Annotated in this window: 25 protein-coding genes, 3 tRNA genes and 4 pseudogenes; 25 read left to right on the top strand and 7 right to left on the bottom strand. The window is 34.6% G+C overall.

The window, feature by feature from the left end:
* The first annotated feature begins 15 nt into the window (after positions 1–15).
* On the top strand, positions 16–615 hold the full coding sequence (locus R4Z09_RS16130; RefSeq protein WP_338447773.1) for a response regulator transcription factor: 600 nt from the start codon (positions 16–18) through the stop codon (positions 613–615).
* A gap of 81 nt (positions 616–696) precedes the next feature.
* On the opposite strand, the gene lexA is transcribed toward R4Z09_RS16130, so the two are convergent.
* The gene (gene lexA / locus R4Z09_RS16125) at positions 697–1,320 is read right to left on the bottom strand and encodes a transcriptional repressor LexA (RefSeq protein WP_338447772.1); all 624 of its coding nucleotides are present in this window, start codon (positions 1,318–1,320) and stop codon (positions 697–699) included.
* 156 nt (positions 1,321–1,476) lie between these two features.
* On the opposite strand from lexA, the gene yneA reads away from it, so the two are divergent.
* From yneA to tkt, 4 genes are all read left to right on the top strand, one after another.
* A complete protein-coding gene (yneA, locus tag R4Z09_RS16120; RefSeq protein ID WP_338447771.1) occupies positions 1,477–1,797 on the top strand; it encodes a cell division suppressor protein YneA in 321 nt (106 codons plus the stop codon).
* A 23-nt stretch (positions 1,798–1,820) separates the two neighbouring features.
* A complete protein-coding gene (locus R4Z09_RS16115; RefSeq protein ID WP_338447770.1) occupies positions 1,821–2,477 on the top strand; it encodes a YneB family resolvase-like protein in 657 nt (218 codons plus the stop codon).
* A gap of 80 nt (positions 2,478–2,557) precedes the next feature.
* Positions 2,558–2,788: a DUF896 domain-containing protein gene (locus R4Z09_RS16110; RefSeq protein WP_338447769.1), complete on the top strand. Its 231-nt coding sequence runs from the start codon at positions 2,558–2,560 to the stop codon at positions 2,786–2,788.
* 302 nt (positions 2,789–3,090) lie between these two features.
* Positions 3,091–5,088 carry a transketolase gene (gene tkt / locus R4Z09_RS16105; protein WP_338447768.1) on the top strand — a complete coding sequence of 666 codons (1,998 nt, stop codon included), beginning with the start codon at positions 3,091–3,093 and terminating at the stop codon, positions 5,086–5,088.
* Between the two features lie 86 nt (positions 5,089–5,174).
* Here the strand turns inward: tkt and R4Z09_RS16100 are convergent, their stop codons facing one another.
* Positions 5,175–6,146, bottom strand: coding sequence for a bile acid:sodium symporter family protein (locus tag R4Z09_RS16100; RefSeq protein WP_338447767.1), 972 nt, complete (start codon positions 6,144–6,146; stop codon positions 5,175–5,177).
* 308 nt (positions 6,147–6,454) lie between these two features.
* Between R4Z09_RS16100 and sirA the strand changes: the two genes are divergently transcribed.
* The 5 genes from sirA to R4Z09_RS16075 all read left to right on the top strand — a co-directional run bounded on the left by sirA (position 6,455) and on the right by R4Z09_RS16075 (position 9,333).
* On the top strand, positions 6,455–6,892 hold the full coding sequence (gene sirA, locus R4Z09_RS16095) for a sporulation inhibitor of replication protein SirA (RefSeq protein WP_338447766.1): 438 nt from the start codon (positions 6,455–6,457) through the stop codon (positions 6,890–6,892).
* A gap of 87 nt (positions 6,893–6,979) precedes the next feature.
* Entirely contained in the window at positions 6,980–7,195 is a 216-nt protein-coding gene (locus tag R4Z09_RS16090) for a YneF family protein (protein WP_150441358.1), read from the top strand.
* Positions 7,196–7,401: 206 nt separating this feature from the next.
* The gene (locus R4Z09_RS16085) at positions 7,402–8,109 is read left to right on the top strand and encodes a cytochrome c biogenesis CcdA family protein (protein ID WP_338447765.1); all 708 of its coding nucleotides are present in this window, start codon (positions 7,402–7,404) and stop codon (positions 8,107–8,109) included.
* Between the two features lie 173 nt (positions 8,110–8,282).
* Positions 8,283–8,642 (top strand): response regulator, encoded by a 360-nt coding sequence (locus R4Z09_RS16080; RefSeq protein ID WP_338447764.1) that lies wholly within the window; start codon positions 8,283–8,285, stop codon positions 8,640–8,642.
* Positions 8,643–8,868: 226 nt separating this feature from the next.
* Positions 8,869–9,333: a cytochrome c biogenesis protein CcdC gene (locus R4Z09_RS16075; RefSeq protein ID WP_338447763.1), complete on the top strand. Its 465-nt coding sequence runs from the start codon at positions 8,869–8,871 to the stop codon at positions 9,331–9,333.
* Positions 9,334–9,398: 65 nt separating this feature from the next.
* On the opposite strand, the gene R4Z09_RS16070 is transcribed toward R4Z09_RS16075, so the two are convergent.
* Entirely contained in the window at positions 9,399–9,824 is a 426-nt protein-coding gene (locus R4Z09_RS16070) for a DUF2621 domain-containing protein (protein ID WP_338447762.1), read from the bottom strand.
* Positions 9,825–10,098: 274 nt separating this feature from the next.
* Here R4Z09_RS16070 and R4Z09_RS16065 point away from each other — a divergent pair.
* Positions 10,099–10,195, top strand: a tRNA-Sec gene (locus R4Z09_RS16065).
* Positions 10,196–10,340: 145 nt separating this feature from the next.
* The gene (locus tag R4Z09_RS16060) at positions 10,341–11,309 is read left to right on the top strand and encodes a tyrosine-type recombinase/integrase (protein ID WP_338447761.1); all 969 of its coding nucleotides are present in this window, start codon (positions 10,341–10,343) and stop codon (positions 11,307–11,309) included.
* An 872-nt stretch (positions 11,310–12,181) separates the two neighbouring features.
* Here R4Z09_RS16060 and R4Z09_RS16055 read toward each other — a convergent pair.
* Positions 12,182–12,535, bottom strand: a complete 354-nt coding sequence (locus R4Z09_RS16055; RefSeq protein WP_338447760.1) for a hypothetical protein — start codon at positions 12,533–12,535, stop codon at positions 12,182–12,184.
* A 93-nt stretch (positions 12,536–12,628) separates the two neighbouring features.
* Between R4Z09_RS16055 and R4Z09_RS31110 the strand changes: the two are divergent.
* Positions 12,629–12,802 (top strand): annotated as a pseudogene (locus tag R4Z09_RS31110) (IS66 family transposase); the annotation flags it as partial.
* Between the two features lie 685 nt (positions 12,803–13,487).
* Here R4Z09_RS31110 and R4Z09_RS16050 read toward each other — a convergent pair.
* Positions 13,488–13,945: pseudogene (locus R4Z09_RS16050) on the bottom strand (recombinase family protein); the annotation flags it as partial.
* 160 nt (positions 13,946–14,105) lie between these two features.
* Positions 14,106–14,828, bottom strand: a complete 723-nt coding sequence (locus R4Z09_RS16045; RefSeq protein ID WP_338447759.1) for a M23 family metallopeptidase — start codon at positions 14,826–14,828, stop codon at positions 14,106–14,108.
* A gap of 462 nt (positions 14,829–15,290) precedes the next feature.
* Between R4Z09_RS16045 and R4Z09_RS16040 the strand changes: the two genes are divergently transcribed.
* From R4Z09_RS16040 to R4Z09_RS16010, 7 genes are all read left to right on the top strand, one after another.
* Positions 15,291–15,467 carry a hypothetical protein gene (locus R4Z09_RS16040; protein ID WP_338447758.1) on the top strand — a complete coding sequence of 59 codons (177 nt, stop codon included), beginning with the start codon at positions 15,291–15,293 and terminating at the stop codon, positions 15,465–15,467.
* 534 nt (positions 15,468–16,001) lie between these two features.
* Positions 16,002–16,409 carry a hypothetical protein gene (locus tag R4Z09_RS16035; protein WP_338447757.1) on the top strand — a complete coding sequence of 136 codons (408 nt, stop codon included), beginning with the start codon at positions 16,002–16,004 and terminating at the stop codon, positions 16,407–16,409.
* A 636-nt stretch (positions 16,410–17,045) separates the two neighbouring features.
* Positions 17,046–17,774, top strand: coding sequence for a tyrosine-type recombinase/integrase (locus R4Z09_RS16030; protein ID WP_338447756.1), 729 nt, complete (start codon positions 17,046–17,048; stop codon positions 17,772–17,774).
* Positions 17,775–17,878: 104 nt separating this feature from the next.
* Positions 17,879–18,043 (top strand): hypothetical protein, encoded by a 165-nt coding sequence (locus tag R4Z09_RS16025; RefSeq protein WP_338447755.1) that lies wholly within the window; start codon positions 17,879–17,881, stop codon positions 18,041–18,043.
* A 191-nt stretch (positions 18,044–18,234) separates the two neighbouring features.
* On the top strand, positions 18,235–18,435 hold the full coding sequence (locus tag R4Z09_RS16020) for a hypothetical protein (protein ID WP_338447754.1): 201 nt from the start codon (positions 18,235–18,237) through the stop codon (positions 18,433–18,435).
* Between the two features lie 27 nt (positions 18,436–18,462).
* On the top strand, positions 18,463–18,825 hold the full coding sequence (locus tag R4Z09_RS16015; protein ID WP_338447753.1) for a hypothetical protein: 363 nt from the start codon (positions 18,463–18,465) through the stop codon (positions 18,823–18,825).
* A gap of 530 nt (positions 18,826–19,355) precedes the next feature.
* Positions 19,356–19,838 carry a hypothetical protein gene (locus tag R4Z09_RS16010; protein WP_338447752.1) on the top strand — a complete coding sequence of 161 codons (483 nt, stop codon included), beginning with the start codon at positions 19,356–19,358 and terminating at the stop codon, positions 19,836–19,838.
* Between the two features lie 167 nt (positions 19,839–20,005).
* Here the strand turns inward: R4Z09_RS16010 and R4Z09_RS31105 are convergent.
* A pseudogene (locus tag R4Z09_RS31105) lies at positions 20,006–20,161 on the bottom strand (site-specific integrase); the annotation flags it as partial.
* Between the two features lie 729 nt (positions 20,162–20,890).
* Here R4Z09_RS31105 and R4Z09_RS16000 point away from each other — a divergent pair.
* The 5 genes and pseudogenes from R4Z09_RS16000 to R4Z09_RS15980 all read left to right on the top strand — a co-directional run bounded on the left by R4Z09_RS16000 (position 20,891) and on the right by R4Z09_RS15980 (position 23,940).
* A complete protein-coding gene (locus tag R4Z09_RS16000; protein WP_338447751.1) occupies positions 20,891–21,160 on the top strand; it encodes a type I restriction-modification system subunit M N-terminal domain-containing protein in 270 nt (89 codons plus the stop codon).
* Between the two features lie 793 nt (positions 21,161–21,953).
* Positions 21,954–22,044: transfer RNA gene (locus R4Z09_RS15995), tRNA-Sec, on the top strand.
* Positions 22,045–22,401: 357 nt separating this feature from the next.
* Positions 22,402–22,569, top strand: a pseudogene (locus R4Z09_RS15990) (IS3 family transposase); the annotation flags it as partial.
* A gap of 320 nt (positions 22,570–22,889) precedes the next feature.
* Entirely contained in the window at positions 22,890–23,792 is a 903-nt protein-coding gene (locus R4Z09_RS15985; protein ID WP_338447750.1) for a hypothetical protein, read from the top strand.
* 52 nt (positions 23,793–23,844) lie between these two features.
* Positions 23,845–23,940 (top strand) — tRNA-Sec (locus R4Z09_RS15980).
* Positions 23,941–24,485 lie beyond the last annotated feature (545 nt).

Genomic DNA, 24,485 nt, shown 5'->3' with positions numbered 1-24,485 from the left:
TGGAGGTGTAAATGAATGATTCGTATCGTTATCGCTGAAGACCAGCAAATGATGTTAGGCGCTCTAGGCTCGTTACTAAATTTAGAAGAAGATATGGAAGTAGTAGGGAAATCAAGCAATGGCGAACAAGCGATTTCTCTCGTACATAAATATAAACCGGACGTATGCATTATGGATATTGAAATGCCAATTAAAAGCGGACTTGAGGCTGCAGAAGAGTTAAATGGTCTTGGATGTAAAGTGATAATACTAACAACGTTTGCCCGTACGGGATATTTTCAGCGTGCCTTAAAAGCAGGTGTAAGCGGCTATCTCTTAAAGGATAGCCCAAGTGAAGAGCTGGCAAATACCATTCGCAGTGTTATGGCGGGAAAAAGGGTATATGCACCAGAATTAATGGATGATTTTTATAGTGAAGAAAATCCATTAACCGAAAGAGAAAAAGAAGTGTTAGAGCTAGTTGCAGATGGGAAAAATACGAAAGAGATAGCTGACGAGCTTCGCATAAAGTCAGGAACAGTGCGAAACTACATTTCTACCATTTTAGACAAATTGGAAGTTAAGAATCGGATTGAGGCGATTAAGAGGTCAAGAGAAAAAGGCTGGTTTAAATAAGAAAATACATTGAAATGGATGGGCGTAAGATTCTTTGCTTTTTTAAGTAGGGAAACTTACGCCTTTTTAGTTGCTTAACAATCAATGGATATGACGGTATACACCAATAACTTTTCCTAAAATTGAAACCGTTTTAAGAATAATAGGATCTAGGGCAGAATTTTCTGGTTGTAGTCTAAAGTAATCCTTTTCTTTAAAGAAACGTTTTACTGTAGCTTCGTCTTCTTCTGTCATTGCAACTACAATATCACCATTATTTGCAGTACTTTGCTGTCTCACAATAACATAATCTCCATCAAGTATACCCGCCTCGATCATACTATCACCCATAACTTCAAGCATAAATAATTGTTCATCAGAAGGCGCAAGGCTTTCGGGCAGCGGGAAAAACTCTTCTACATTTTCAATCGCTGTAATCGGTTGTCCTGCAGTTACTTTCCCGACGATTGGCACATTAATCACTTTACTCTTTGGAATATTTGCCTCTTCATCTATATCGAGAATTTCAATTGCTCTTGGTTTAGTCGGATCTCTTCTTATAAGACCTTTAGTTTCAAGACGCGCTAAATGACCGTGAACAGTTGAGCTGGATGCTAGTCCAACTGCTTCGCCAATTTCTCTGACAGAAGGTGGATAGCCTTTTAGTTTTACTTCATTCTTAATAAATTCGAGGATATCTTGTTGACGTTTTGATAGTTTTGCCATCTTTATCACCCCTTATTATTTTCTTATTATACTAATAATAACACGAAATGTGATAGCATACAAACATAAGTTCTAAAAAACGTTGACATAAAACAAATGTTCGTACTATAATGAACCTATAAACAGAACGTACATTCGAAAAATGAGGTGCTGAACATGAAAAAATTGTGGGGAAATTATTCATATGCTATTATTCTAGTTGTTTTAAGTATGCTATCCTTAGTAGTTCTAAAGATAAATTTACCATCTTCACCTGATCATTATGTAACAATAACAGTATCAGCAGGCGAATCATTGTGGGAGATATCACAGAAATACGAAGGACAACATGGGTTGTCAGAAATGGAATTTATTAAATGGGTTGAGCAGTATAATGGTATTTCTGGTGATCACATATTTTCAGGTGAAAATATCATCATTCCGATAAAGGCAGGAAATATTGAATTGAATGAAACTCAAGATTTAGCTAGTAAATAAAGAGAATGACAGGGTGAGAGAAAATGAGAGCGATCGTTTACTGCAGAGTAAGTACTGATAAAGAAGCGCAGGAAACGTCACTTCAACGTCAAGAAATAGAATTATTGGAATTGGCAAAGAAGAATCACTTTGACGTTATTAAAGTGATTAAAGAGCAGGCAAGCGGATATGATTTAGATAGGGATGGAATCATAGAGCTGCTATCTCTAATAAGCGATAAACAAGCTTCAGCAGTATTAATTCAAGACGAAACAAGATTGGGAAGAGGAAATGCAAAAATTGCGCTGCTACACTGCATTTTAAAAGAAGGGGTTAAACTTTACAGCATTTCACATAACGGAGAACTACAGCTTTCCGATTCCGATTCAATGGTTTTAAAAATTGTCGGCATGGTAGAGGAATACCAGAGAAAATTACATAATGTTAAAATAAAACGAGGCATGAACAGAGCGATAAATAATGGTTATAAACCGCAAAATAATCTAAAAAATCAAGGAAAAAATGCGGGAAGGGAGAAGATTTCTGCACCAATTGAGGAGATTATTCGCTTGCGAAATAACGGTCTCACATTTTCTGAAATTACTGCAACATTAAAGGGATTTGGTTTTTCTATTTCAAAAGCAACTGTTCATCGAAGATACCAGGAATATATGGACGAAAAAGAAGAAAGGGCAAAATAGTTGTCAAAAAGACTTGATTTTAGTACGATGTCTTGTATCCTATTGATTAGAGATGATTAGTACTCAGTAAGGAGGACAACATGCTTTCGAAAGAAAAATTAGCGCGGATTAATGAATTAGCTAAAAAAGCAAAAGAAACAGGGTTAACAGAACTAGAAGCAAAGGAGCAATCCAAACTTCGTGGTGAATACCTGCAAACATTTCGTTCATCAATGCTAAATACATTAAAATCTGTCACGGTCATAGATCCAAATGGAAACGATGTAACACCAGAAAAACTAAAAAAAATACAACGCAAAAATCTACATTAATAAAAGGAGCTAACTTTGACTAGTGATTTATCATGAGCAGAATCACGAACAAAGTTAGCTCTTTTTTTTACATAAGATCTTTTATTAAGGAAATAATATGTAAGTAATTCAATATTAGTGATATCGCATTACATTGCCCGTTTATTAAAAACTGCGGGAAACCATGTAAAAATAAAGTTTTTTTTACAGAATTTGTTGAATAAAAAACCTTCTCCCTATAATATTAAAAGCGTAGTAAATTAGCGAATGGAGATACTTAAAAGTATTACTATTCAATACATATTGGAAAGGATGTTTTTTTCATGTTTGATCAAGTCGATTCCTTAGCGATTGCGTCAATTCGAACATTATCAATTGATGCAATTGAGAAAGCTAATTCTGGTCATCCAGGTATGCCTATGGGAGCTGCACCAATGGCTTATACATTATGGAGCCGTTTTATGAATCATAATCCTAAAAATCCTAAGTGGTTCAACCGTGATCGCTTTGTTCTTTCAGCTGGTCATGGTTCAATGTTATTGTATAGCTTACTTCATTTATCAGGTTATGATGTAAGTATGGAGGATTTAAAAGAGTTCCGTCAATGGGGAAGTAAAACACCAGGTCACCCTGAATATGGACATACTTCTGGCGTTGACGCAACAACAGGTCCGTTAGGTCAAGGGATTGCCATGGGCGTTGGTATGGCAATGGCTGAAAGACACTTAGCTGAAGTCTATAATAAGGACAATTATAAAGTGGTAGATCATTATACATACGGTATTTGTGGTGATGGAGATCTAATGGAAGGTGTTTCTGCAGAAGCAGCTTCGTTAGCAGGTCACCTCAAGTTAGGCCGACTAGTTGTTCTATATGATTCAAATGATATTTCACTTGATGGTGATTTAAACCAATCCTTCTCAGAAAGTGTTGAAAATCGTTTTAAAGCATATGGATGGCAATACCTACGTGTTGAAGATGGTAACGATTTAACAGAAATTGCAAATGCGTTAGAAGAAGCGAAAAAGGATGAAACGAGACCAACATTAATTGAAGTTCGTACAGTAATTGGTTACGGTTCACCTAATAAATCTGGTAAATCTGCTTCCCACGGTTCTCCACTTGGATCAGAAGAAATTAAATTAACGAAAGAAGCATACAACTGGACATTTGAAGAGGATTTCCATGTTCCTCAAGAAGTTTACGATCAATTTAAAAAGTTAATTCTTGAGCAGGGTGAGAAAAAAGAAAAAGAATGGAATGAACTGTTCGCGCAATATAAAAATGATTTCCCTGAATTAGGAAAAGAGCTCGAACAAGCAATCAATAATGAATTACCTGAAGGCTGGCATAAAGATCTTCCTGTATACGAAGAAGGAAAAGCTCTTGCTAGCCGTGCATCATCAGGTGAAGCGTTGAATGGCATTGCTAAAAATCTCCCTTCTCTATTTGGCGGCTCTGCTGACCTTGCAGGTTCTAATAAAACATTGATCAAAGGAACAGCTGACTTCTTACCTGGTTCTTATGAAGGCAGAAATATTTGGTTTGGTGTGCGTGAATTTGCAATGGGTGCTGCCTTGAATGGTATGGCTCTCCATGGCGGCTTGAAGGTATTCGGTGGTACATTCTTTGTATTCTCTGATTATTTACGCCCAGCTATCCGCTTAGCTGCCCTAATGTCTTTGCCTGTCACATATGTATTTACTCATGATAGTATTGCAGTAGGAGAAGATGGTCCAACACATGAACCTGTTGAACAATTAGCAGCTTTACGTGCAATGCCAAATCTTTCTGTCATCCGTCCGGCTGATGGCAACGAAACTGCTGCTGCATGGAGACTGGCGATTGAATCAACGGATAAACCAACTGCACTTGTTCTAACAAGACAAGACCTACCAACAATAAAAGGGTCTGCGCAGGCTGCCTATGACGGCGTAGCAAAAGGTGCATATGTTGTATCACCTGCTAATAAGGAAACAGCAGATGTATTATTGCTTGCTTCTGGTTCAGAAGTAAATCTTGCGATTGAAGCGCAAAAAGCATTGGAAACTGAAGGTATATATGCTTCTGTTGTAAGCATGCCATCATGGGATCGATTTGAATCACAGTCCAAGGAATATAAGGAAAGTGTGATTCCGAAATCTGTTAAGAAGAGATTAGCCATAGAAATGGGATCCTCTCTAGGCTGGCACCGTTATGCCGGTGATGAAGGAGATGTTCTTGCCATTGATCAGTTTGGGGCATCTGCACCGGGTGAAAAGATCATAGAAGAGTATGGATTTACAGTAGAAAATGTCGTTGCAAAAGTAAAAGCTCTTTAATTTTAAATCAATTTCAATATTTATTAATAAAGCAAAACGAGGAGATCTCCAATAATCTCCTCGTTTTGCTTTATCTGGATAATAAACTATATAGTCATTCTAGTCTTTTCTTCTACTTTTTCGTATGAATAATGCTTATCTAAAAACGCTCCAAATAGGGAAGCCAGGATTTGTTGAAAAAGCATTGCCACAACAACCGGAATGATGACAGCGGACGGGAAGTAAGCCATAGCAATTACCGCACCAGCACTAATATTTCTCATCCCTCCTGAGAAGGTTAAAGTGATGGTTGTTTCTTTATCATAATGCAATAGCTTGCTTAATAAGAAGGCGAATAAATAACCTGTAGCCGAAATAAATAAGACAACTAGAATAATAAAAAGCAGTTTTAGATGCATTTCCATTATATAGGGTGCTACTACTGCTCCGTTCAGCATAACGACAAGACCAAGAAAAATCTTTGAAATTGGAGACAATCTTGGTTTCCAAATTTCTTTTACTTTTCCTTTAGTCATCTCATTTAAAAGCATCCCGGCAATGGATGGAAGAACGATCATAAAAAAGAGACCTTTCATCATATTGAATACGTCTAAATCCACTTTTTGCCCAACCAAAATGGATAAACTGAAAGGAACAATAAATGGAGCGATTAAGGAATCGATCAGAATAATGGCAAGCGTTAAAGCCGAGTTCCCTTTTTTCATTGAAACCCAAATAAAGCTTGTAACTCCTGTTGGAATGGCCATACCTAGTATGAATCCTGTAATGGTTAGTGCATCCCCATTAAATGTGATATGACCAACTGACCAAGCCCAAAGCGGCATTCCAATGTGGAGAAAGGTTAGTGCAATGATGACGGGAAGGGGATGTGTAACTGCCCCGGTTATGGAACGAAAACTCATGCTCAAGCTGCCCTCAAACGTCATAAAAGCAAAAAGCCATGGAACTAAAAATGAAAAATCCTTTATATAATAGGAAAACAGAATACCTAGTATAACACCGGTAGGCGTAATAAAAGGCATCATTTTTTCAAGTTTTTTATTAATCTGCTGCAGCATGAATGTCTCTCCCTTTAATTACTGTTCGCATTATTTTATATCTTGAAAACAAACTTCGTATTTTAACATAATTTTAGCTCATTTTAAGCCGGTTGTGTAAAATTTTTTACAAGCATAAATTAGATCATTAGGTGAATAAGAAATAAATAATTTGGGATTCTACCTGATTATACATGTAAAGTAAATGTGATAATCGTGTTAATATTTTGAATTCGACAAAAATAGGCTAGTTTTTTGACAGAAACAGACATCCTCTTTAGCTCTGATTCCTTATAATATAGGAAAGGGTAGATTAGAGGAGGATTAGGGTGAGAACATATCAACTTTATTTAATTGATGATGAGTTTGCCTCCCATTACTTCGGAAAAGAACGGATGGTCTATCAACTGTTTAAAGACTATAAAGAGGCAATTGGAGAATATAAAAAGATTTTAGAAAAACAGATCGATTTTATTCTGAAACCGATCCAAGAACTAAAGATACATCTTTTTGTCACACAATATTTAGAAAATAATAAGGATTTTTATACAAATAATGGAACATACTATTTAGAAATAGGGAAACGAAGTACGGCAAAATTAGAAATTCAAGGATATTGTTTAGTGTTGAAGGCCAATGGAAATTACGAAGCAGAGACGATATTTTTTGAAGTGCTGAGGAAGACAGAGTCTTCTTTCATTGCCATTGATCTTGATCATCAGCGATGCGGCTGGCTAAAGCCGATTAAAGAAAGAAAATTTGTTTAGAAGGTAAAGAAATCGTTTTGATTTTATTGTATAATATCCTTTGGTCTAGTACACTGTATGATAGACAACATGAAGGAGGAAGTTTGAATGGGTATGTACATTCTAGTAGGTGCATTGGCATTGATTGCTGGTGTGGCACTAGGATTTTTCATCGCTCGTAAATACATGATGAGCTATTTGAAGAAAAATCCACCAATTAACGAACAAATGCTAAAAATGATGATGATGCAAATGGGAATGAAGCCATCACAGAAGAAAATTAATCAAATGATGAACGCCATGAATAAGCAGCAGGGTAAGTAATTTAGACAAGCACTCAGAGTATGAGTGCTTTCTTTATGGAATTGATACATAATGACTGAAGAGTTAGGCTTGAAGATGTAGAAGGGCATGAATAAATCATGCAATGAAAATTCATTATTGTCACAAAATATTCATAGTTCAAAAAATATCATTTCCTGTCAACCTTTGGTAGAATGGATATGGATTCACGAATGGGGGACGCGATTATGACCGATTTAAACGTTTTTATTGCGATGGGGGCAGGTTTTTTAAGCTTTATTTCACCGTGCTGTCTCCCACTCTACCCGGCATTTCTTTCCTATATTACAGGGATGTCAGTGGGAGAATTGAAAAGTGATAACGGGATGCTGCAAAGGCGGAGTATGCTGCATACACTCTTTTTCCTAATCGGATTTTCGATTATTTTTATTGCAATCGGTTTCGGGACATCTTTTGTTGGCAGTTTCTTTATGAATTATCAGGATTTAATTCGTCAAATTGGTGCCATCTTTATCGTATTATTTGGTTTAATGATTGTAGGGATTTTAAATCCTGAATTTATGATGAAGGACCGACGTTTTGAATTTAAAAACCGGCCGTCTGGATTTATCGGCTCGATTCTAATCGGGATGGCTTTTGCTGCTGGTTGGACACCTTGTACAGGACCAATCCTCATGTCGGTTATTTTATTGGCAGGAACAAATCCGGAATCAGGTATGTTGTATATGATCGCATACACATTAGGCTTTGCGATACCGTTTTTCATCCTTTCCTTTTTTATTGGAAAGATGGGCTGGATACGGAAACATAATATGAAAATTATGAAAATTGGCGGCTGGTTGATGATTATAATTGGAATTTTCTTATTTTTTGATTGGATGACGGTTATGATTTCATTGTTATCAGCTCTATTTGGCGGTTTTAAAGGGTTCTAAAATAAAATGATTTCACGTCCTGTAGAATTTCCGCACATTCCTGTGAATAGATCTATACATTAATTGTAAATAACCATTGCTTCCTTTATATTTAATAATTGAATCATGTTTTTAATGACATTATTATATAGATCTTGGCTTGCTAGCTGTTGTTACATAAGGAGGAAAAGGTTTTGGCGAGAATTCTAATTGTTGATGATGCAAAGTTTATGAGAATGACTTTATCTACTATTCTTACAAAGGCAGGACATGAGATCATAGGAGAAGGAGAAAATGGAAGAGATGCGATTCGTTTGTATCGAGAGTTACAGCCTGATTTAGTCACTCTCGATATTACAATGCCCGAAGTAAGCGGTATCCAAGCTGTGAAAGAAATAAAAAGCGAATTCCCAAATGCAAAAGTAATTATGTGTTCTGCAATGGGCCAGCAGAAAATGGTTGTTGAGGCCATTGAATCCGGCGCAAAGGACTTTATTGTCAAACCTTTTGATGCATCGCGCGTAGTGGATTCCATTGAAAGGGTATTAAAATAAGAAATTGGTATTGCTGGCAGCGAAATATAGTTGCCAGCTTTTTAACTTTTAGATATTGTTTATATGTCACTAAAGGATTTCAATCACATAATTTGTTGTTTTGCTATGTTACGATTAGTTTTTAATTTATTCCTACAATATATGATGCATAATGGTTTCACCGTTTGGCTTGGATAGGATATAATGTTAATGCATTTGATTTAAACAAAAAGGGATGAATAAATATATGGATTTAGTCCTTGTTTCTTCAGTAGGTGCTGTTGGAATGGCTGTTTTTGCCATGTTCGTTCGAATGAAAGCAGCAAAGAAGCCTGCTTCAGTAAAAAAAATATTATTGCCTCCGCTCTTTATGAGTACTGGTGCATTTATGTATGTAGTTCCACAATTTCGGTTAACGCCAATGGAAATCATGGAATCCATTGTGGTCGGCATGTTATTTTCAATTCTATTAATTAAGACATCAAAATTTGAAATTAAAGATCAGGATATCTATTTGAAACGTTCCCGAGCGTTTATCTTTATCTTAATAGGGCTTTTAGTAGTCCGGATTGCCGCGAAGCTCGTACTTAGTACAACAATTGATTTTGGGGAACTCAGCGGAATGTTCTTCTTACTTGCGTTCAGTATGATCGTTCCATGGCGCTTGGCAATGTACAGGAACTATCAAAAGCTATCTAAAGAACTAAACTAAACAAGATCATATGAAACTAAAAAAGGCATCAGATCATTTACTATGATCGATGCCTTTTATCATGATTAAAATAAATGGTTATAAGGTGTAAGCTCAATCTGTTTTTCTTCTAATTTCTTACGGAGGAATTTATGATCACGTTTAGGTGTGGCCATGATATAACCCCGAATAACTATATCTTGGTCAATTCTATTTACCTTTTCCTCTAAAGCAAGCTGCCCGATTTTTCCGGCAATTTTATGTTTGGCAACATCACGAAACAGTTCTGGAACAGGAGATACTAGATCTGCAAGCAATTCTTTTTCCTCCTGATGCCATAGATGAATCGTGTTATTAACATAATATTCTTCCCAGTCCATATCTGATTTGCCATCCTCTTTCGGCATCTTTTTTAAAAATTTTCGAAACATAAAAAAGCCGCCTATCGCAAACGAACCCATTAATATAACAACCCAAAACAGGATAAACCATAGAAACCAACCATCTAACATACTATTCACCTACATCATTATTCTATCAATCATATTATATAATTTTTCTTATTTTCAGACAAGAAAGAAACTTAACTGTAGTTGACTAGAGGGATTGGACTGAATAGAATAAGTTATTTTGCTTTGTAGAAAATTAAAGAATAAAGAGTGTATGATGATTATACGATACAATCATATATTCTTTTCTTCTATAAGATTCTGAGTTTATACATGGAATTGTCAATATATCATTATTGAGTAAAAGTCATTTTTTTGGTATAGTAATAACTGTAACGGGGCTCAATGGGGCACTGGTGTCCCCCGCGGTCTTCAAAACCGTCCGTGAGGCACGTGTTGTCTCAGCTGGGTTCGATTCCCAGGGGGTCCCGCCAAATTAGGATTTTTAACGTTTTGAAATACATATTACCCACACGGTCTAAAGGCATAAAAACGTTAAAACCGTTTTAGTCCGAAAAGTGAAACCGTGATGGACATTTACTCTTAGTCTTCTATAAAAACTCATAGGGGGCTATTTTTATGCAAAAAACTATACGTAAATACAGACGTGGACAAAGTGTTAAAAATATAAAAAAGGTAACAGAAGAACTTACGCTGTATGAAATGTTTGACCGTTTTATATCGTTTAAACAAACAGAAGCACTTGCGCCAAGAACCATTAATGATTATTATACGAACTTTGAATACTTTAAAGAATTTATCGGGGAGGATTTAAGTTCTGATGACATTACTGTAGATGTTTTCCGTGATTTTATTGGTTACATGTTACATGAAAAAGAACTATCACCAGTAACTGCAAATGTACGAATTAGAACCATACGTGCATTTATACGATTTTGTTTTGCTGAAGGTTATATTGAAGATCCGATACATGAGAAATTCAAACCCGTTAAAACACCGGAAGATACGCTAGAATCGTTAACACCAGGTGAAATAAAAGAGTTATTCGCTGTAATAGATGATGAGTTATATACTGGATTCCGTGACAAAGTAATTATCTTTATTTTATTAGATACTTTAGTAAGAATTTCAGAGTTAATAGCAATAAAAAGATGTAATGTTGATTTAAAAGGTGGATTTATACAGTTAGAAGCCGGTGATACCAAGACTAGAAAAGCCAGAACCGTTCCGCTATCAACAAAGACAATAAAGTTATTATCGGAATATATTAAAGAAACAGAGGATTTCGGGAATGAATACTTAATTCTTACATATGATGGACGGCAAATAAATGATAGTACAATAAGGGATAATTTGCGGGACTATGGTAAGAAGGCCGGAATTATAAATAAGCGTGTCTCACCACATACTTTTAGGCATACGGGTGCATTATTTTATATCATGAATGGCGGTGATCCTTTCTCATTACAAAAGATTCTTGGTCATTCCCACATGAATATGGTTAGAAAATATATTCAGATGACAGATACTGATGTTAAACGGCAACATAACGTGTTTTCACCGATAAATAGTATATTTAGAAAATGACTAATAAATAAAAACATTCCTTTATTAACTAGAGGAATGTTTTTATTATTGTTTTTATATAAATATTACGAACCCATGACCTACAGTATAGGAAACTGTTGCAAATTGCCTTTTGCGTTTTATCGTTGATTTATAAGGGTTTGTATGACATAAAGTGTAGATATAGTTCCTACAGCCAAGATTTAGTTAGTCCTACAATCCCCATTATTATTAATAATATAATTTATGTCAACTGATTGAATGAAAATATTTTATTCAATAATCATCAAACGCGAACGAGTGTTTTTATTTATTGAGGTGATTAATCCATGTCGTACCACATTATGATGATAAAATGATTTAAAGGGACAATCACAAATCCAAGTTATGGATTTAACAGCTCTGCAAATAATCATATTCACTTTAGATGAACTTGAAATGAATGTGTTATCGAATAATTAAAGCAATACATAAAGAACATTCTGCCACAATTTGAGGACGGGAAATGGAATTACGGGAGGTAAAATAAGAAAAGTACGGTATTTACCCTTTAGTATTTAAAATAGGAGATAATAAAAAGTGTCCAATTTTAAAGGAGGCCACTGAAAAAGTCCATTGAAAGAAAAAAAGAAGTTGATTATCTACTATCGTGTATATGATCAACTTCTTTTATTTACTGTATGTTGATGAAATTTCTAGTTAATTATTCAAAGTGAACACTTTTTTAGTGCCCTCTGTTTAATAAGGGATTTTTTTTGCGTACTTTTACGAACTGGAAAAATATTTATAAGTTCATGCTTATAGACTGCTTCCCAGTTATCCTTGTATGATTCCTACTAAAAAATATGTGAGAAATAAAACCTTCCATGTTTAGCGCTTAGACAAAAGACCTTTTAAAAGGGAACAACATCTACAAATGTACCAGTAAGAGTTTGACAGTCAATGAATCTGTCAGGAATACCCAATTGTCCCAAATTTGTTTCAAGCAAAATTCTACAATTTAGTTCATCAAACCAATCAAGGCTGTCTACAAAAACTTCTTCTATATCATTTCCTCGTTCTATTGGTAAAATTTGACCAGCTGGTGCACCTGGTGATGTTATGTTCTGAAGTTTAATTTTAATCTGCTGAACTCCTGCGTTTTGGTAAAAATCTCGTAATTGATAAAACAGATTACAACAAGGTCGTGCCATTCCTTTTCCTTTTCCTTTTCCTTTTCCTTTTCCTTTTCCCATTCCCTTTGGCATACTTTTTTCTCCTCGCTTTTTAAATATTCTGGCAATCATTAATAAATATTCGGATAAACATTAAATGGTTACAGTTTTTGATAAATTCTTACTCGCATTGAAATCGATAATAACCAGCTGAAAACGCCATCCACCCCAACGTCATTGGGAGAAAAAATTGGCTCTTGTATGTCAGTGAGGCCAGTGCAAAAGCGAACGCCAATTGTTTGAGTATCGCAGAAACAGCCAAAAGTAACGGCGTCGTTCTACGAATACATGAAGAAACTTTGACTGCTCTCCAATTGGTGTTTAGTTGGAATAATCGGAAGTGACGGTTGTTTATCTAAGGATGGAAGAACTATTATTATCAATTCTAAAGACAAGGATTTATTAATCCAAGTTGAAAAAATAGTAAGAAATAATATAACAGGGAGAAGGTATAACATTGGTAAACGAACTAAAGATAACGCCGTATGGTCATTTTCTTTTTGTACTCCCAAATTTTATGATTTCTTAAATTCAATAGGGATTACTCCGGATAAAAGCTTAACTATTGGGATGATCAATGTACCGGATGAATATTTTCCGGATTTCCTTCGTGGTATTATTGATGGAGATGGCAGCATTGAAGTAAGAATGGTGGATGGTAAAGCTTACCTAAGAGTCCGAGCATATAGCGCTTCAGAACCGTTTATCAATTGGATTCACAATATTTGCCAGTGCCTCTTCCATGTAAAAGGTGGTGGCTTGCATCAATATAAAAACAGACCATATTGGGGATTATCATATTCGCATTATGATTCTTTAAAAATTATTAAATGTATCTATTCGGACGCTAAATATTTCCTACAAAGAAAAAGAAAAAAGTGCGAACATTATTTAGATAAATGAAGAGCTTGGATTTCCAAGCTCTTTATTTTATTTTAATAAAGTTTAATACGTTTGCTTTTCTTTCATAATAGAGACTTAAGCTTCAGATTCCATCAGAAGGATCAATCGTTGAAGTAACAGTTAACTTGCTTATTCTCTGTTTTTTAGCCCGAATTAACGTACACTTACTTATTCCGGTTATTTCTTCGACTAGTTTGTAAGAGTTGTCCTGCAGCAGCTGAAGAGCATGTTCAATTTGTTTCTTGCTGTATTTGTTTGGTCTACCTTACCGGAAGTTTGGGTTCTGCTTTGCTATCGCCTTACCCTCCTGCGTTCGTTCCACAATCATATCGCGCTCAAATTCGGCAAACGCGAGCATCATGGTTAATATAAGCTTTCCTGTTGGCGTGTTATCAATTAATCCATATTTAGTACGTGAACACTAATTGCCCGTTCAAGCAACGATTTAACTAAATTAATACCTTCTACTGCTGTCCTGGCAAACCTATCTAACTTCATGACAACAAGAGTATCACCCGGCTGCAACACTTTCAGCAACTTGTTAGCTGTTGCCAGTAAATGTAGACGTTTAGGTATTTTGTTACATTCGTCAAAATAAAAAAGGACCACCCCGTATGAGATGGACACTTTTTATTAGTTAGAAAGGTTGAGGTTTTTGATAATTTTTGGACCAATAGATAGGATGGAGAAAAATCACGTTTTATCTAAAAGGAAACAGTCTTGGAGGTATTCGGAACTGTTTTAAAGTAACAGTCCAGTTACAAGTTGGCTTCGCTTCGGGCGTATACCTCGCCATATGAACATGGGGCGTAGGTGTGCCTACAAAATCCCCAGACAAATCAACCGTTCCAATTTGTTGCCCTTCATTTACGTGTTGTCCTGGTTCAAGAGTAGGAAGAGGACTTACATGAACATACTGAGTAACGTATCGATCAAAATCACTTCTGATTCCAACTAGGTCTGGCTGACAATTAGGACCAGTACAATTTTGTCCACCAGATATAAGGAGGTTAATTTTTCCTGATTCTGCAGCAAATACTGGTTGACCTACAAAAGTGGTAGTTTCATTTGACGTAATATCTCTAGAATTTGCAAAATCCCTAGCTCCTAGATGGTCACTATCACAACCCCGAAGTACAGTAAGTGGTCCAATTAAAGGGCTCCCGGGGTAAGTACGAAATGGAGTAGGAACATTGACGCATCCTGATTGTGGTAAAGCACAAGGAATAAATGGATCCTTAGGATCACTCCTCACTACAGCAAAAATTCCAGGGCTTACTGCTATGGTGTTAGATAAGAGCTGAAATGATTGCCCTTGATTATTAGATGGGATTGATTGACTACATTCATTACATCTTCGGTTTTTGTGTGGTCCTTTTTTGTGTGGTTCTTTTTTTAATTTTTTATCTTTATGATTTTTCAATTTTCCACCTCTTTTAAATAAAAAAATTAGAATAGATTACATATTACGAAAAAAATACAAATTAGATTGTATGCTTGTCTAAAAAGGAGAAAAATTACTTTGTAATAAAAGAAAGGACTAAGGTGGTATATATGTTTATCGCATCAATGCGTTGCAAAAGGCAGATGAACCGTTTGATAACGACAATATTCACGGAGTTGAAGCTGGTTGGACTTTCAAACTTTAATAATAAGATAAGTTATTCGCGCAACACAAAAACTAGGATACAGCCAAGTTTCCAGAATTACTAACGATAGATATTCCGAATGGCACGGTTTTAGATGGGGAGTTAGTTGTTACTGACTCTGCAGGAAAGCCGGATTTTGAAGCTATGATGGCTAGGTTCCAATCAAGGAACATGATCCAGGTAGAAGGCCGGTTAAGCTACGTAGTTTTTGATGAGATTCAGCCCGACAGCCATTAATGGAAAGAAAGTACCTGTTAAATAAAATCATCAGTCAGGATACAAGTTTAATAGCAAAGGTTAAATATATTGAAGGCCATTGTCCAGCTTACTTCGAATTGGTCCGGCAGCAGGGGCTAGAAGGTATCGTATTGAAACGTAAGGACTCGCCATATAAGGTCGGAAAGCGCAGCTAGTCGTGGCTTAAGGTCATTAACTACCAATATGAGAATGTATTTATTACGGGGCTAAGAAAAGGTAAATTTGGACTACTGCTGAACTTCCTGGACGGGAGACCAGCTGGAATTATGGAATTTATGCCATCAAAAGAACGGAAAAACTATTTCCTACAACAGCAAATCATATCCGAGAATGATAAGTTTAATTTTATCGAGCCGTTAAAGTGCAAGGTTAAATATAGGAATTTAACAAAAGCAGGGTTGCTCCGGATTCCGTCATTTGTCGAATGAAAGTAAAACGAAAGCATTGTTAAGGATGGGATCACAGTGGTTCCGTCCTTTTATTTGATATACATATAAGATTGTGATGGAATGTACTTAAATTATAGGTGCAGTTTAGTTTAAATAAAGATTTTTATCTGATAACTCATTATTTCCAGAAAAGATGTTGATAATATACCTAAAACACGTTTTAAGGGGTGAGTTATAATAAATAAGAAAAAAGTATTATCTTTAGCCCAGTTAATTATTCCGTGGCTAACTGTTCCTTTCATGGGAAAAACTTCATTTTTTAGATTTTTGCCTGTAGCTAGTCTTGTTAATTTATTCTTAAGTACAACAAGCATAATTGCTAATAAGAAAAAATGGTGGATAAATAAAAACCCTATATCTCCGGGTGCTGTAGATTTTACATACTTTCTAGGTCCTTATTTTGTTGGAACACTATGGATATTTAAACTAACTTACGGAAAATTTTTCAAATACTTACTTACAAATTTAGTTTTAGATAGTATTAATGCTTACCCTTATTTCTTTATCTCTCAAAAAGTTGGATTATTTAAATTTAAAAAGTGGAATAATACTAATTGGGCTCTTATGAGTGTGGTTTGGGCAATATTAATATATGGGACTCAATATTTAGTGGAACAATCGATTAAGCAAAAAAATTCAGATAATTAGTCTTTTTATAACAATTTTATTGAGCTCCCTCAGTAAGATGCGATTATCTCTCAAATACTCACTAATTCGCAGAATTTCAAATCACTTGAAAGGACCATATGGGATTGATTGAATGAGATTTTGACATGAAGGCTGGATGAAGGCGTACTTAACCGTCCGTGAGGCAGGTGTTGTCTCAGCTGGGTTCGATTCCCAGGGGGCCCCGCCAAATTTTTTCAGTGTTATCAACGTTTGAACAGTTTTTTTCTGTGATTTGACAGTGATTTGAACCGTGATTTGATTTGATAAAGTCACTAGTATTTTTTCGGGAAATTACATAATCCTAGTGTGACCGATTATGGTTGTACTAGTGTGTTTAATCCACTAATTTCTGTAAAGGAAAGGTGGATTTTTTTATGTCTGTTATTCGTAAAACTAATCGTAAAGGTATAAGGAACAGTCAAAGTTTAAACCGTGTTAGGTCTGTTGAACAGAAGTTAACTCTTTTTGAAATGTTTGAAAGGTTCATGAACTATAAGCAAAAACCGACAATCCAACAGTACTATGAACACTTTCATTATCTTACTGATTATTCAGGGGGAGATTTATCGAATGACATAATTACCCTTGAAATTTTTTCGGGAATATATTGGCTTTATGTTTAATGATAAAGGATTAGCACCTACAACAGCTAATGTTCGTATCAGAACTATGCGTGCTTTCCTTCGTTATTGCTATCAAGAGGGATGGATTGAAGAACCAATACATGAACGATTTAAGCCAGTTAAAACACCTGAGGATGAAATACAGGCGTTTACTCCAGCAGAAGTAAAAGCATTACTAAACCAAAGTGACGATTCAAGATTTGTTGGTTTTAGAGATAAAGTAATGATTTATGTATTATTGGACACAATGGTTAGAATTTCTGAACTACTTAATATGAAAAGAAGTAATGTTGATTTAAAAAGTGGTTTTATCAAATTAGAACCACATGAAACGAAAACAAAACGGAGTAGAAGCGTTCCAATATCAACTAAAACAATAAAACTACTTGAAGAATATATGAAAGAATCAGAAGACTTTGGCAGCGAGTATCTTTTTGTCACTTATGATGGTAGGGACATTCTTAGTAATACATGGAGAAGGAGACTAACTGAATTAGGGGAAATGGCTGGTATATCAAATAAAAGGGTATCACCGCATACATTTAGACATACAGGTGCGTTATTTTATATTATGAATGGTGGAGACCCTTTCTCATTGCAAAAGATATTAGGACATTCTGATATGAGTATGGTTAGGAAATATATTCAAATGACTGATTCAGATGTTAAAAGACAACATAATTCATTTTCACCTCTAAACAGTATTTTTAAAAGGAGGTAAAGATAAAATTGTTTTTCATCCTTTAGTATTTTATTGGGGATTCCTGAATAATTGTTTTAATTTTATTAACAATATCCTTATCAATAAATTTTGGAGGGGTTCTAATGCAAAGGATAACATTGGAATTAGATAATGAAGAATTAGAAATGATAAAAAAAATAAAACAATACCATGATAAAGATATTGGAATTACTGTTTCTTTAGATGATTTAATTAAGGAAATAATAAATAGTCATTACGTAATGCTTCAATTAGAAGAACGAGTATAAAAATTCACCATGAAAATCAAAAGACTTTTTTTATTCTAATAACAGTATCATTAACTCTTTGAATGTCATGTTTATTAAGCATGGCATTTTTTTTATTTTTACATGTCCTATTTCATTAGCTTTTCGTTAGTAGGAAAGTGTAAGGTTCATTTTTTGAACCACTAAAAATAACAGAAAAGGAATGATTTATTATGTCAAATACAGAAACAGTTATTCAAGGAACAGGAATTATTTGTAAAGAGAATGTCAAAGGTAACTTTGAAATAATGCCAATGGAATTACTTGATTATGTCCAGTTAGAATTGATTACTCACACTGATCTGGTTGTTTATATGAAGTTGTTACAGCTTTACAATAATGATTATGGTTATGCCTATTCTACCATTCCATAGATACTGAATTACACTCGTGTAGGAAGTATGGTCACAATTCATAAATATCTGAAAACCTTAGAACAGGTTGGACTAATACAGAAAAGCAAAACAAGCAGAGGAAATAATGTTTATGTAGTCTATAAGCCATTAGGTAAAAATGAATTGTATGGACATTTTCCTGACAAAGTTGAACAGCTTCAAGAGTTTGAAAAAAAACTAATGAATACAGCCGAACATGACAAGGAACGTTATCAACTGAACCAACAGAAAAAGGAATATCAGGAACACCGTGAACAGAAAATTCAGGCTAGGCAGATTGTACCTAAAATAGTTGATACTGACCTCTCACCTGAGGAAATTAGAATGCAAGAGAGATTGGCATTATTGCCAAAAAAGGAAGTTCAATAATTGTACTTCAAAGTCACAAGAATAGGGATTAACCAGTTCAATAAATGAACATCAATAGTTCAGGAATTGTACTTGAGATAGTTCGGATAATGGACGTTATACAGCCTTACTTTATCCAGACTTAATTAAACAGACTTAATAATAATTATCTAAAAGAATACTATCAAAGAATAAAAGAATAAAAGAAATCTGTTAAAGAAAGAAGTTATTAAAGTAAAGAAAGTAATAACGTTCATTTTTTGAACTATGTCCCTTTATAGCAGGAAAATAGCCCTTTTTAGTCGAACTAAGTAGACGAGATGAAAAGTAGGGGATTAGATTGTTGCCAGATAAGGTAATTGATACTTTAGCACCGATTTATTGGAAATCTTGATGGATATGCAAAAAAATTGTTTGGTATTGAAGAGAATACGCCAGCAAGTGAATTTTTCGATTTGATATACGGAATTGGACAGAAGCTATACCAGTCATTAAAAATTTAAGGCAAGATGCTAAGATAAGGAAGTTAACAGTTGGATTAACAGAAATAAATGATATTGTTCGAAATTATCTTGAGGGAACATGAAGAAATATTCATTCAAGAAAAAGCACTACCTTTAATTTTTAATAACATTATTGAAGAAGACCAAGAAGAAAAAGTAAGAATACTTACTAATGGTTTTGAATCTATCATACATGATTCAATGTATGAAGAGGATAGACTATATCAATATTATGATGTTTTTAAAAATCTCAGAAAAACAGAAATCGCTAGATTACAGCAAATCTATAATGAGGAAAATCAAGACCAAGTGACTTTTACTATGGGGAATTTTAGTTTTGATGGAATAAGCATAGACTATATCGATAACAAATTAGAACGGCAAGGCTTAATAAGGTCACAACTGATTATTGATGGTGGAGACTTTAGTGATCTTAATTATGAACCCGAAAGACCTAAAAAACATATTACACAATTTGGTAAGGACTTTATAAAGTTCTTTAGGAAGAGAAACCTATCGGATAACCATTAGCATCCATTTCGGGTGCTTTTTTATTGGCAAAATAACGCTTGGACGCTGGTCAAATTTGGGCAATCTGAAAATAATTTTTTTGCACAAAAGCTAGGTGTATCAAGGTAGAACGTTTGCTCTAAAAATGGCAATGCACAAAAAAGACACTAAGCTGTTAGCCTAATGTCCTAAAGTACAAAGTTATTCAAGCTGTTTTCTATTTCTTCATCAGTTATTCCGATATAACGTAAAGTTATTTCAGGGTGTGAGTGATTAAGAATCATTTGTAAGGTCGCTATATCTTTAGTTTGTTTAAAGTACCAGTAGCCAAAAGTCTTACGCATTTAATCACGTTCTGAACAATGCCTCTTTAGTGACCACTTCATATCATTTAACTTTTCTAGTGATCTAATTGGTTGAACGTCTTTAATTTCATCTTTTTTATTTGTCATTGGTAAAAGCCCTTTATTTATGATGTTTTGAATGTAACATATTTTTTAATTATCCTCAGTATAGCATGGTTTTTTATTATGTCCAATATTATAGGGGAAATGAATGTAACTTTTTAAACAAATTCATACATTCAACTAAAAATAAAAAACCACTAAATAGTGGTTTCTCTAACTCAATATGTATACTGTACTTTCTATGTAATCATTCAACCGGTAATCCATTTCAGTATCTTCAACCTCTACAAGATTTGTTCCTGGTATAGGTACTAGTATGCTGTGCTCTTTTCTTTGGTGTACAGTACTACTTTTATATTCTCTCTCTACTTTGTAAGTATTTGTATAGCCCCTCCATTTTCTAAAATCACAATGTCATCTGTTTCAGATAAATGCTCAAATAATTCTTCTCCTGTATAGCTATTTCCAACTACTAAGGTCATAATATCCCTCCTAATTTTCTGCCTACATTAGTATATTATCATATCAAAATTATAAATTGTTCAAATAATTACCACATAACTACATGGTTGAAAATTGCCTTTTTTGATATAGTATAGATGGAATAGCTTACATATTTTGGTTTGAAATAAAGAAGTGCACTTAAAATTTTTGGAGGTTTTTTTAATGGCTTTAAAAGCTGATATTAATTTCACATCAGACTTATTCGATGCAGCTAAAAAACTCCGGGGCAGTGTTGCACCGTCTGAGTATAAAAACTTTGTTTTACCTTTAATCTTCCTTCGTTACCTATCGCTTCGTTATGATAAGCGCCGTGAAGAGTTGGAGGCGCTCGTAAGTAATCCTGAAAGTGATTGGTACATGGAAGACCAAGAAATGAGGAATGAAATTCTTTCGGACGAAGATCAATACCGTTCTGAACAAGGATTGGCCTAGAAATTTTGCATAACCAGAATCAAAATTGATAACCCGGTATCCACTCCGGAACAATTTTAGCTGAAGTTGCCGTCAAAACGAGAAAGGACCAGAAGATCGGTCCTTTTTTTTATTTAAAACGGTTTCGTTGTGACTTTGTTTTAAGCATATAACCGGTATGTATTAACTTATGAAGATCATCGGAACCTTTTTGCATGATTACCGCAGTTACATATTTTTTATCTAGAATTAATTTACTCATCACTTTGCTAATGCTATTGCTATATGCGTACTCTTTAATACCTCCTTTATTTCAAGGATACATAAAAAACAAATTAAATCCTATCAACAGTTTAATTAAATTGATTTAATTAAACGAGACTAATCTCACACTTTGCACTGGAATATGATTTACATCATCATCCGAAAAGGAAGCAATGACACCTTGAAGCTTAAAACTAAATAACATTATGTGTTAATTACACACTTTTAATATTATCGCTCATCCTACAATAGGAGATATTAAACTTGAATACCAGCTTGAACTATTCGCCGTTAAGGAAGAACCAATCGGCATTGCAGTGATAATTATTGGCGAAGAAGCTAAAAATCCGGTTGATATAACCGTAGAATTTAACAATTAATTGATTTTAGTTTTTCTTTTATGATATATAATACTTTTATTGAATATCTTATTCTTTTATATTATAATAAACCGTGTGAACCGATGTAAGGACCGTGCGAATGGTCAAAAGAAACCGTCGGAGTGGTACGGATAAACATCGATAAATAAACATTTAGAAGGGGCTCAATGGGGCACTCACTGGTGGTCCCACGCGGTCTTCAAAACTGTCCGTGAGGCAGGTGTTGTCTCAGCTGGGTTCGATTCCCAGGGGTTCCCGCCAAATTAGGATTTTTAACGTTTTGAAATACATATTACCCACACGATCTAAATGGATAACATAATGGAGTTCGTTAAGTGAAACCGTGTAGGACATTTACTCTTAGTCGCCTATAAATATCCATAGTGGGCTATTTCTATGCTGAAAACTATTCGTAAGTACAGACGCGGCCAAGGTACAAAAAGTACAAAAAAGGTAACTGAAGAATTAACACTTTTCAAAATGGTTGACCGATTTAAGTCGTTTAAAAAACTGAAGCACTTGCTCAAAGAACTATAAGCGACTACTATACAAGTTAGAAGCAAATAAGTGACACCTCAATTGGTGTCGCTTATTTGCTTCTAACTTGTTCTTTTATTTGGAAATTGTTATGACAACGCTTGTATCGAGTCTTTTGACGGCATTCTTAAACGTGAACTAGTCTATTAGACCAAATATAAAACGAGAGAAGAAGCGAAGAAATCATTATTTGAATACGTCGAGTTTTTCTATAATTCCAAGCGGATCCATTCGACTTTTGGGTACTAAACACCGAATGAATTTGAGCGAATGTATGGAATTCTGCAGTCTGATTTTAATCGATAAAAAAGTTTAAACTGCACTTTATTTAAACTTTTTTATAATGGTCACCAAGCGAAAGAGCGGTAGAAAAATCTGTGTCTAATTTCTTGACGTAGTATCACTCTAACTTAACTTATCATTCTAGATTTCATTTCTTTTTTAGTCCTACTTAATTTTTTTTCATTTTTGAGTGATGCTTGGCTACACATTTTGTTCGCACTTTGAATTAAATGTACTATTGGAATCTACAGTCAGACATAGTGTGTTTAGAATAAAGGAGTGCTTATATGAATATAAAGTTTTTAAAAAAATGTGTGAAAGACATAAAAGTGAAAAACAGAATTGATGAAGATGTCGAGGTGGTAAATGATTCTCCTTTAGAAATGATTGGGAAAGGGAAGCAGGGGGCCGTTTTTAAAGTCAATGATAACATTTGCGTAAAAGTGTTTGGGAATACTGAAGATTGTGATCGTGAGTATTACGCGCTATCACTGGGACAGCATACAGAATTATTTCCAAAGGTTCATCATAAGGGTCCGCTTTATATTGCGATGGATATTATCACGGGGGTTGATTTGCGGGAATATTTACAGTCACAGCCGCTTTCTAAGGAACTATCGATTAAATTAATTGATATGCTAATTACATTCAAGAAAATTGGTTACGAACGAATCGATCATCACAAACGTCAAGTTTATTTACAGGAAGATGGCAGTTTGAAAGTGATTGATGTAGCTCGGACTGTTTGGCGTGACCGTGTGTATCCTTATCCTCGGAAACTATTGAATTCCCTTGGAAACGAAAACAAAGCCATGTTTTTATCACATGTTGAGGAGCTCGCACCGGAGTTATATAATGAATGGCTTCATTATATCCGGATGGAGGAAATCGCCGTTGAAATCTATCAACTTCTATTAGAAACGGATGATGTGGAAACAAAGAAAAAGGTGAAGATTGACATGAAACAGTTATTAACAACGAAAGATGAAAAACGATATGTTGTACTGATGGCAGGATTAATGCACAAGGTGTTTAAAGAGCAGTGGGTAAAAACGATGCTTGCCAGAGGAGATGATACTAATAAGATCATAAAAAAAGTAAATAAATATTGGGATAACCAAAAGCTTAAGAACAAGAGAGAAAAAGAAAGCGAAAAAAATAAAAGAAAGAAAAGAAAAAAGAAAGATTAAAAAGCTAGTTTTCACTGGAAAATAGTGAATATTTCGTATAGACATTTTTCGGGGGATCAATGGGGCACTGGTGTCCCCTGTGGTCTTCAAAACCATCTGTGAGGCACGTGTTGTCTCAGCTGGGTTCGATTCCCAGGGGGTCCCGCCAAACATTTATCTGAGATTTGTTTTAAATCGGTAAAGTTTTTTTACATATTATTTAAAATGGATCGTTCGACCTCCTTGCTATATTGGAATGAATTTCATATTGCAAGGAGGTCTTTTTATTGCTGAGTAGAAGAAAAGTTTTTAAGACGGTATCAGTATAAATTTTTTTAAGAGAAACAGAAGCAGCCATACGGCGCAATTTCAGATATTGTTAATAAAGATATTTTACTTGTATTAGATGCTAGCCAATTAAATATTTTAGGTCAGACCTTTAGACCGATTTTCAAGGGGAGAGTAGCAACAGTAACAAATGGTTTTATTACATTAGACCCCGTCATTAGAATATTGATGAGAAATCAATGATATTCTTGAAAAAAAGGAAACATTTTGTATAAATGATTGGGGCTGATTATCAGCTCCTATTTCTATTTTTGTACAGAAAAAATAAAATGAATATGGAGCTCAGTTAAGGTTCTTGTCTCATAGCCATATAATTTAAGAAAAATTCATTATCCAACAATAACATATCTAGTTTATAATAAAAGG

It is taken from the genome of Niallia oryzisoli (assembly GCF_036670025.1).
Lineage (GTDB): Bacteria > Bacillota > Bacilli > Bacillales > Cytobacillaceae > Bacillus_BD > Bacillus_BD oryzisoli.
Note: the sequence above shows the minus strand (reverse complement) of the source record. Positions and strands in the feature narration are given on the sequence as shown.

Coding starts and splice junctions, on each gene's coding strand:
- R4Z09_RS16100 (WP_338447767.1), bottom strand. CDS start 6,146: ATGCTGCAGCAGATTAATAAAAAACTTGAAAAAATGATGCCTTTTATT.
- R4Z09_RS16055 (WP_338447760.1), bottom strand. CDS start 12,535: ATGCCAAAGGGAATGGGAAAAGGAAAAGGAAAAGGAAAAGGAAAAGGA.
- R4Z09_RS16060 (WP_338447761.1), top strand. CDS start 10,341: ATGCAAAAAACTATACGTAAATACAGACGTGGACAAAGTGTTAAAAAT.
- R4Z09_RS16030 (WP_338447756.1), top strand. CDS start 17,046: ATGTTTAATGATAAAGGATTAGCACCTACAACAGCTAATGTTCGTATC.
- R4Z09_RS16130 (WP_338447773.1), top strand. CDS start 16: ATGATTCGTATCGTTATCGCTGAAGACCAGCAAATGATGTTAGGCGCT.
- R4Z09_RS16070 (WP_338447762.1), bottom strand. CDS start 9,824: ATGTTAGATGGTTGGTTTCTATGGTTTATCCTGTTTTGGGTTGTTATA.
- lexA (WP_338447772.1), bottom strand. CDS start 1,320: ATGGCAAAACTATCAAAACGTCAACAAGATATCCTCGAATTTATTAAG.
- R4Z09_RS16020 (WP_338447754.1), top strand. CDS start 18,235: ATGTCAAATACAGAAACAGTTATTCAAGGAACAGGAATTATTTGTAAA.
- R4Z09_RS16025 (WP_338447755.1), top strand. CDS start 17,879: ATGCAAAGGATAACATTGGAATTAGATAATGAAGAATTAGAAATGATA.
- R4Z09_RS16075 (WP_338447763.1), top strand. CDS start 8,869: ATGGATTTAGTCCTTGTTTCTTCAGTAGGTGCTGTTGGAATGGCTGTT.
- R4Z09_RS16110 (WP_338447769.1), top strand. CDS start 2,558: ATGCTTTCGAAAGAAAAATTAGCGCGGATTAATGAATTAGCTAAAAAA.
- R4Z09_RS16085 (WP_338447765.1), top strand. CDS start 7,402: ATGACCGATTTAAACGTTTTTATTGCGATGGGGGCAGGTTTTTTAAGC.
- R4Z09_RS16115 (WP_338447770.1), top strand. CDS start 1,821: ATGAGAGCGATCGTTTACTGCAGAGTAAGTACTGATAAAGAAGCGCAG.
- R4Z09_RS16015 (WP_338447753.1), top strand. CDS start 18,463: ATGGTCACAATTCATAAATATCTGAAAACCTTAGAACAGGTTGGACTA.
- R4Z09_RS16090 (WP_150441358.1), top strand. CDS start 6,980: ATGGGTATGTACATTCTAGTAGGTGCATTGGCATTGATTGCTGGTGTG.
- R4Z09_RS16035 (WP_338447757.1), top strand. CDS start 16,002: ATGGGAAAAACTTCATTTTTTAGATTTTTGCCTGTAGCTAGTCTTGTT.
- yneA (WP_338447771.1), top strand. CDS start 1,477: ATGAAAAAATTGTGGGGAAATTATTCATATGCTATTATTCTAGTTGTT.
- R4Z09_RS16040 (WP_338447758.1), top strand. CDS start 15,291: ATGGAAAGAAAGTACCTGTTAAATAAAATCATCAGTCAGGATACAAGT.
- R4Z09_RS16010 (WP_338447752.1), top strand. CDS start 19,356: ATGATATTGTTCGAAATTATCTTGAGGGAACATGAAGAAATATTCATT.
- R4Z09_RS16000 (WP_338447751.1), top strand. CDS start 20,891: ATGGCTTTAAAAGCTGATATTAATTTCACATCAGACTTATTCGATGCA.
- R4Z09_RS15985 (WP_338447750.1), top strand. CDS start 22,890: ATGAATATAAAGTTTTTAAAAAAATGTGTGAAAGACATAAAAGTGAAA.
- tkt (WP_338447768.1), top strand. CDS start 3,091: ATGTTTGATCAAGTCGATTCCTTAGCGATTGCGTCAATTCGAACATTA.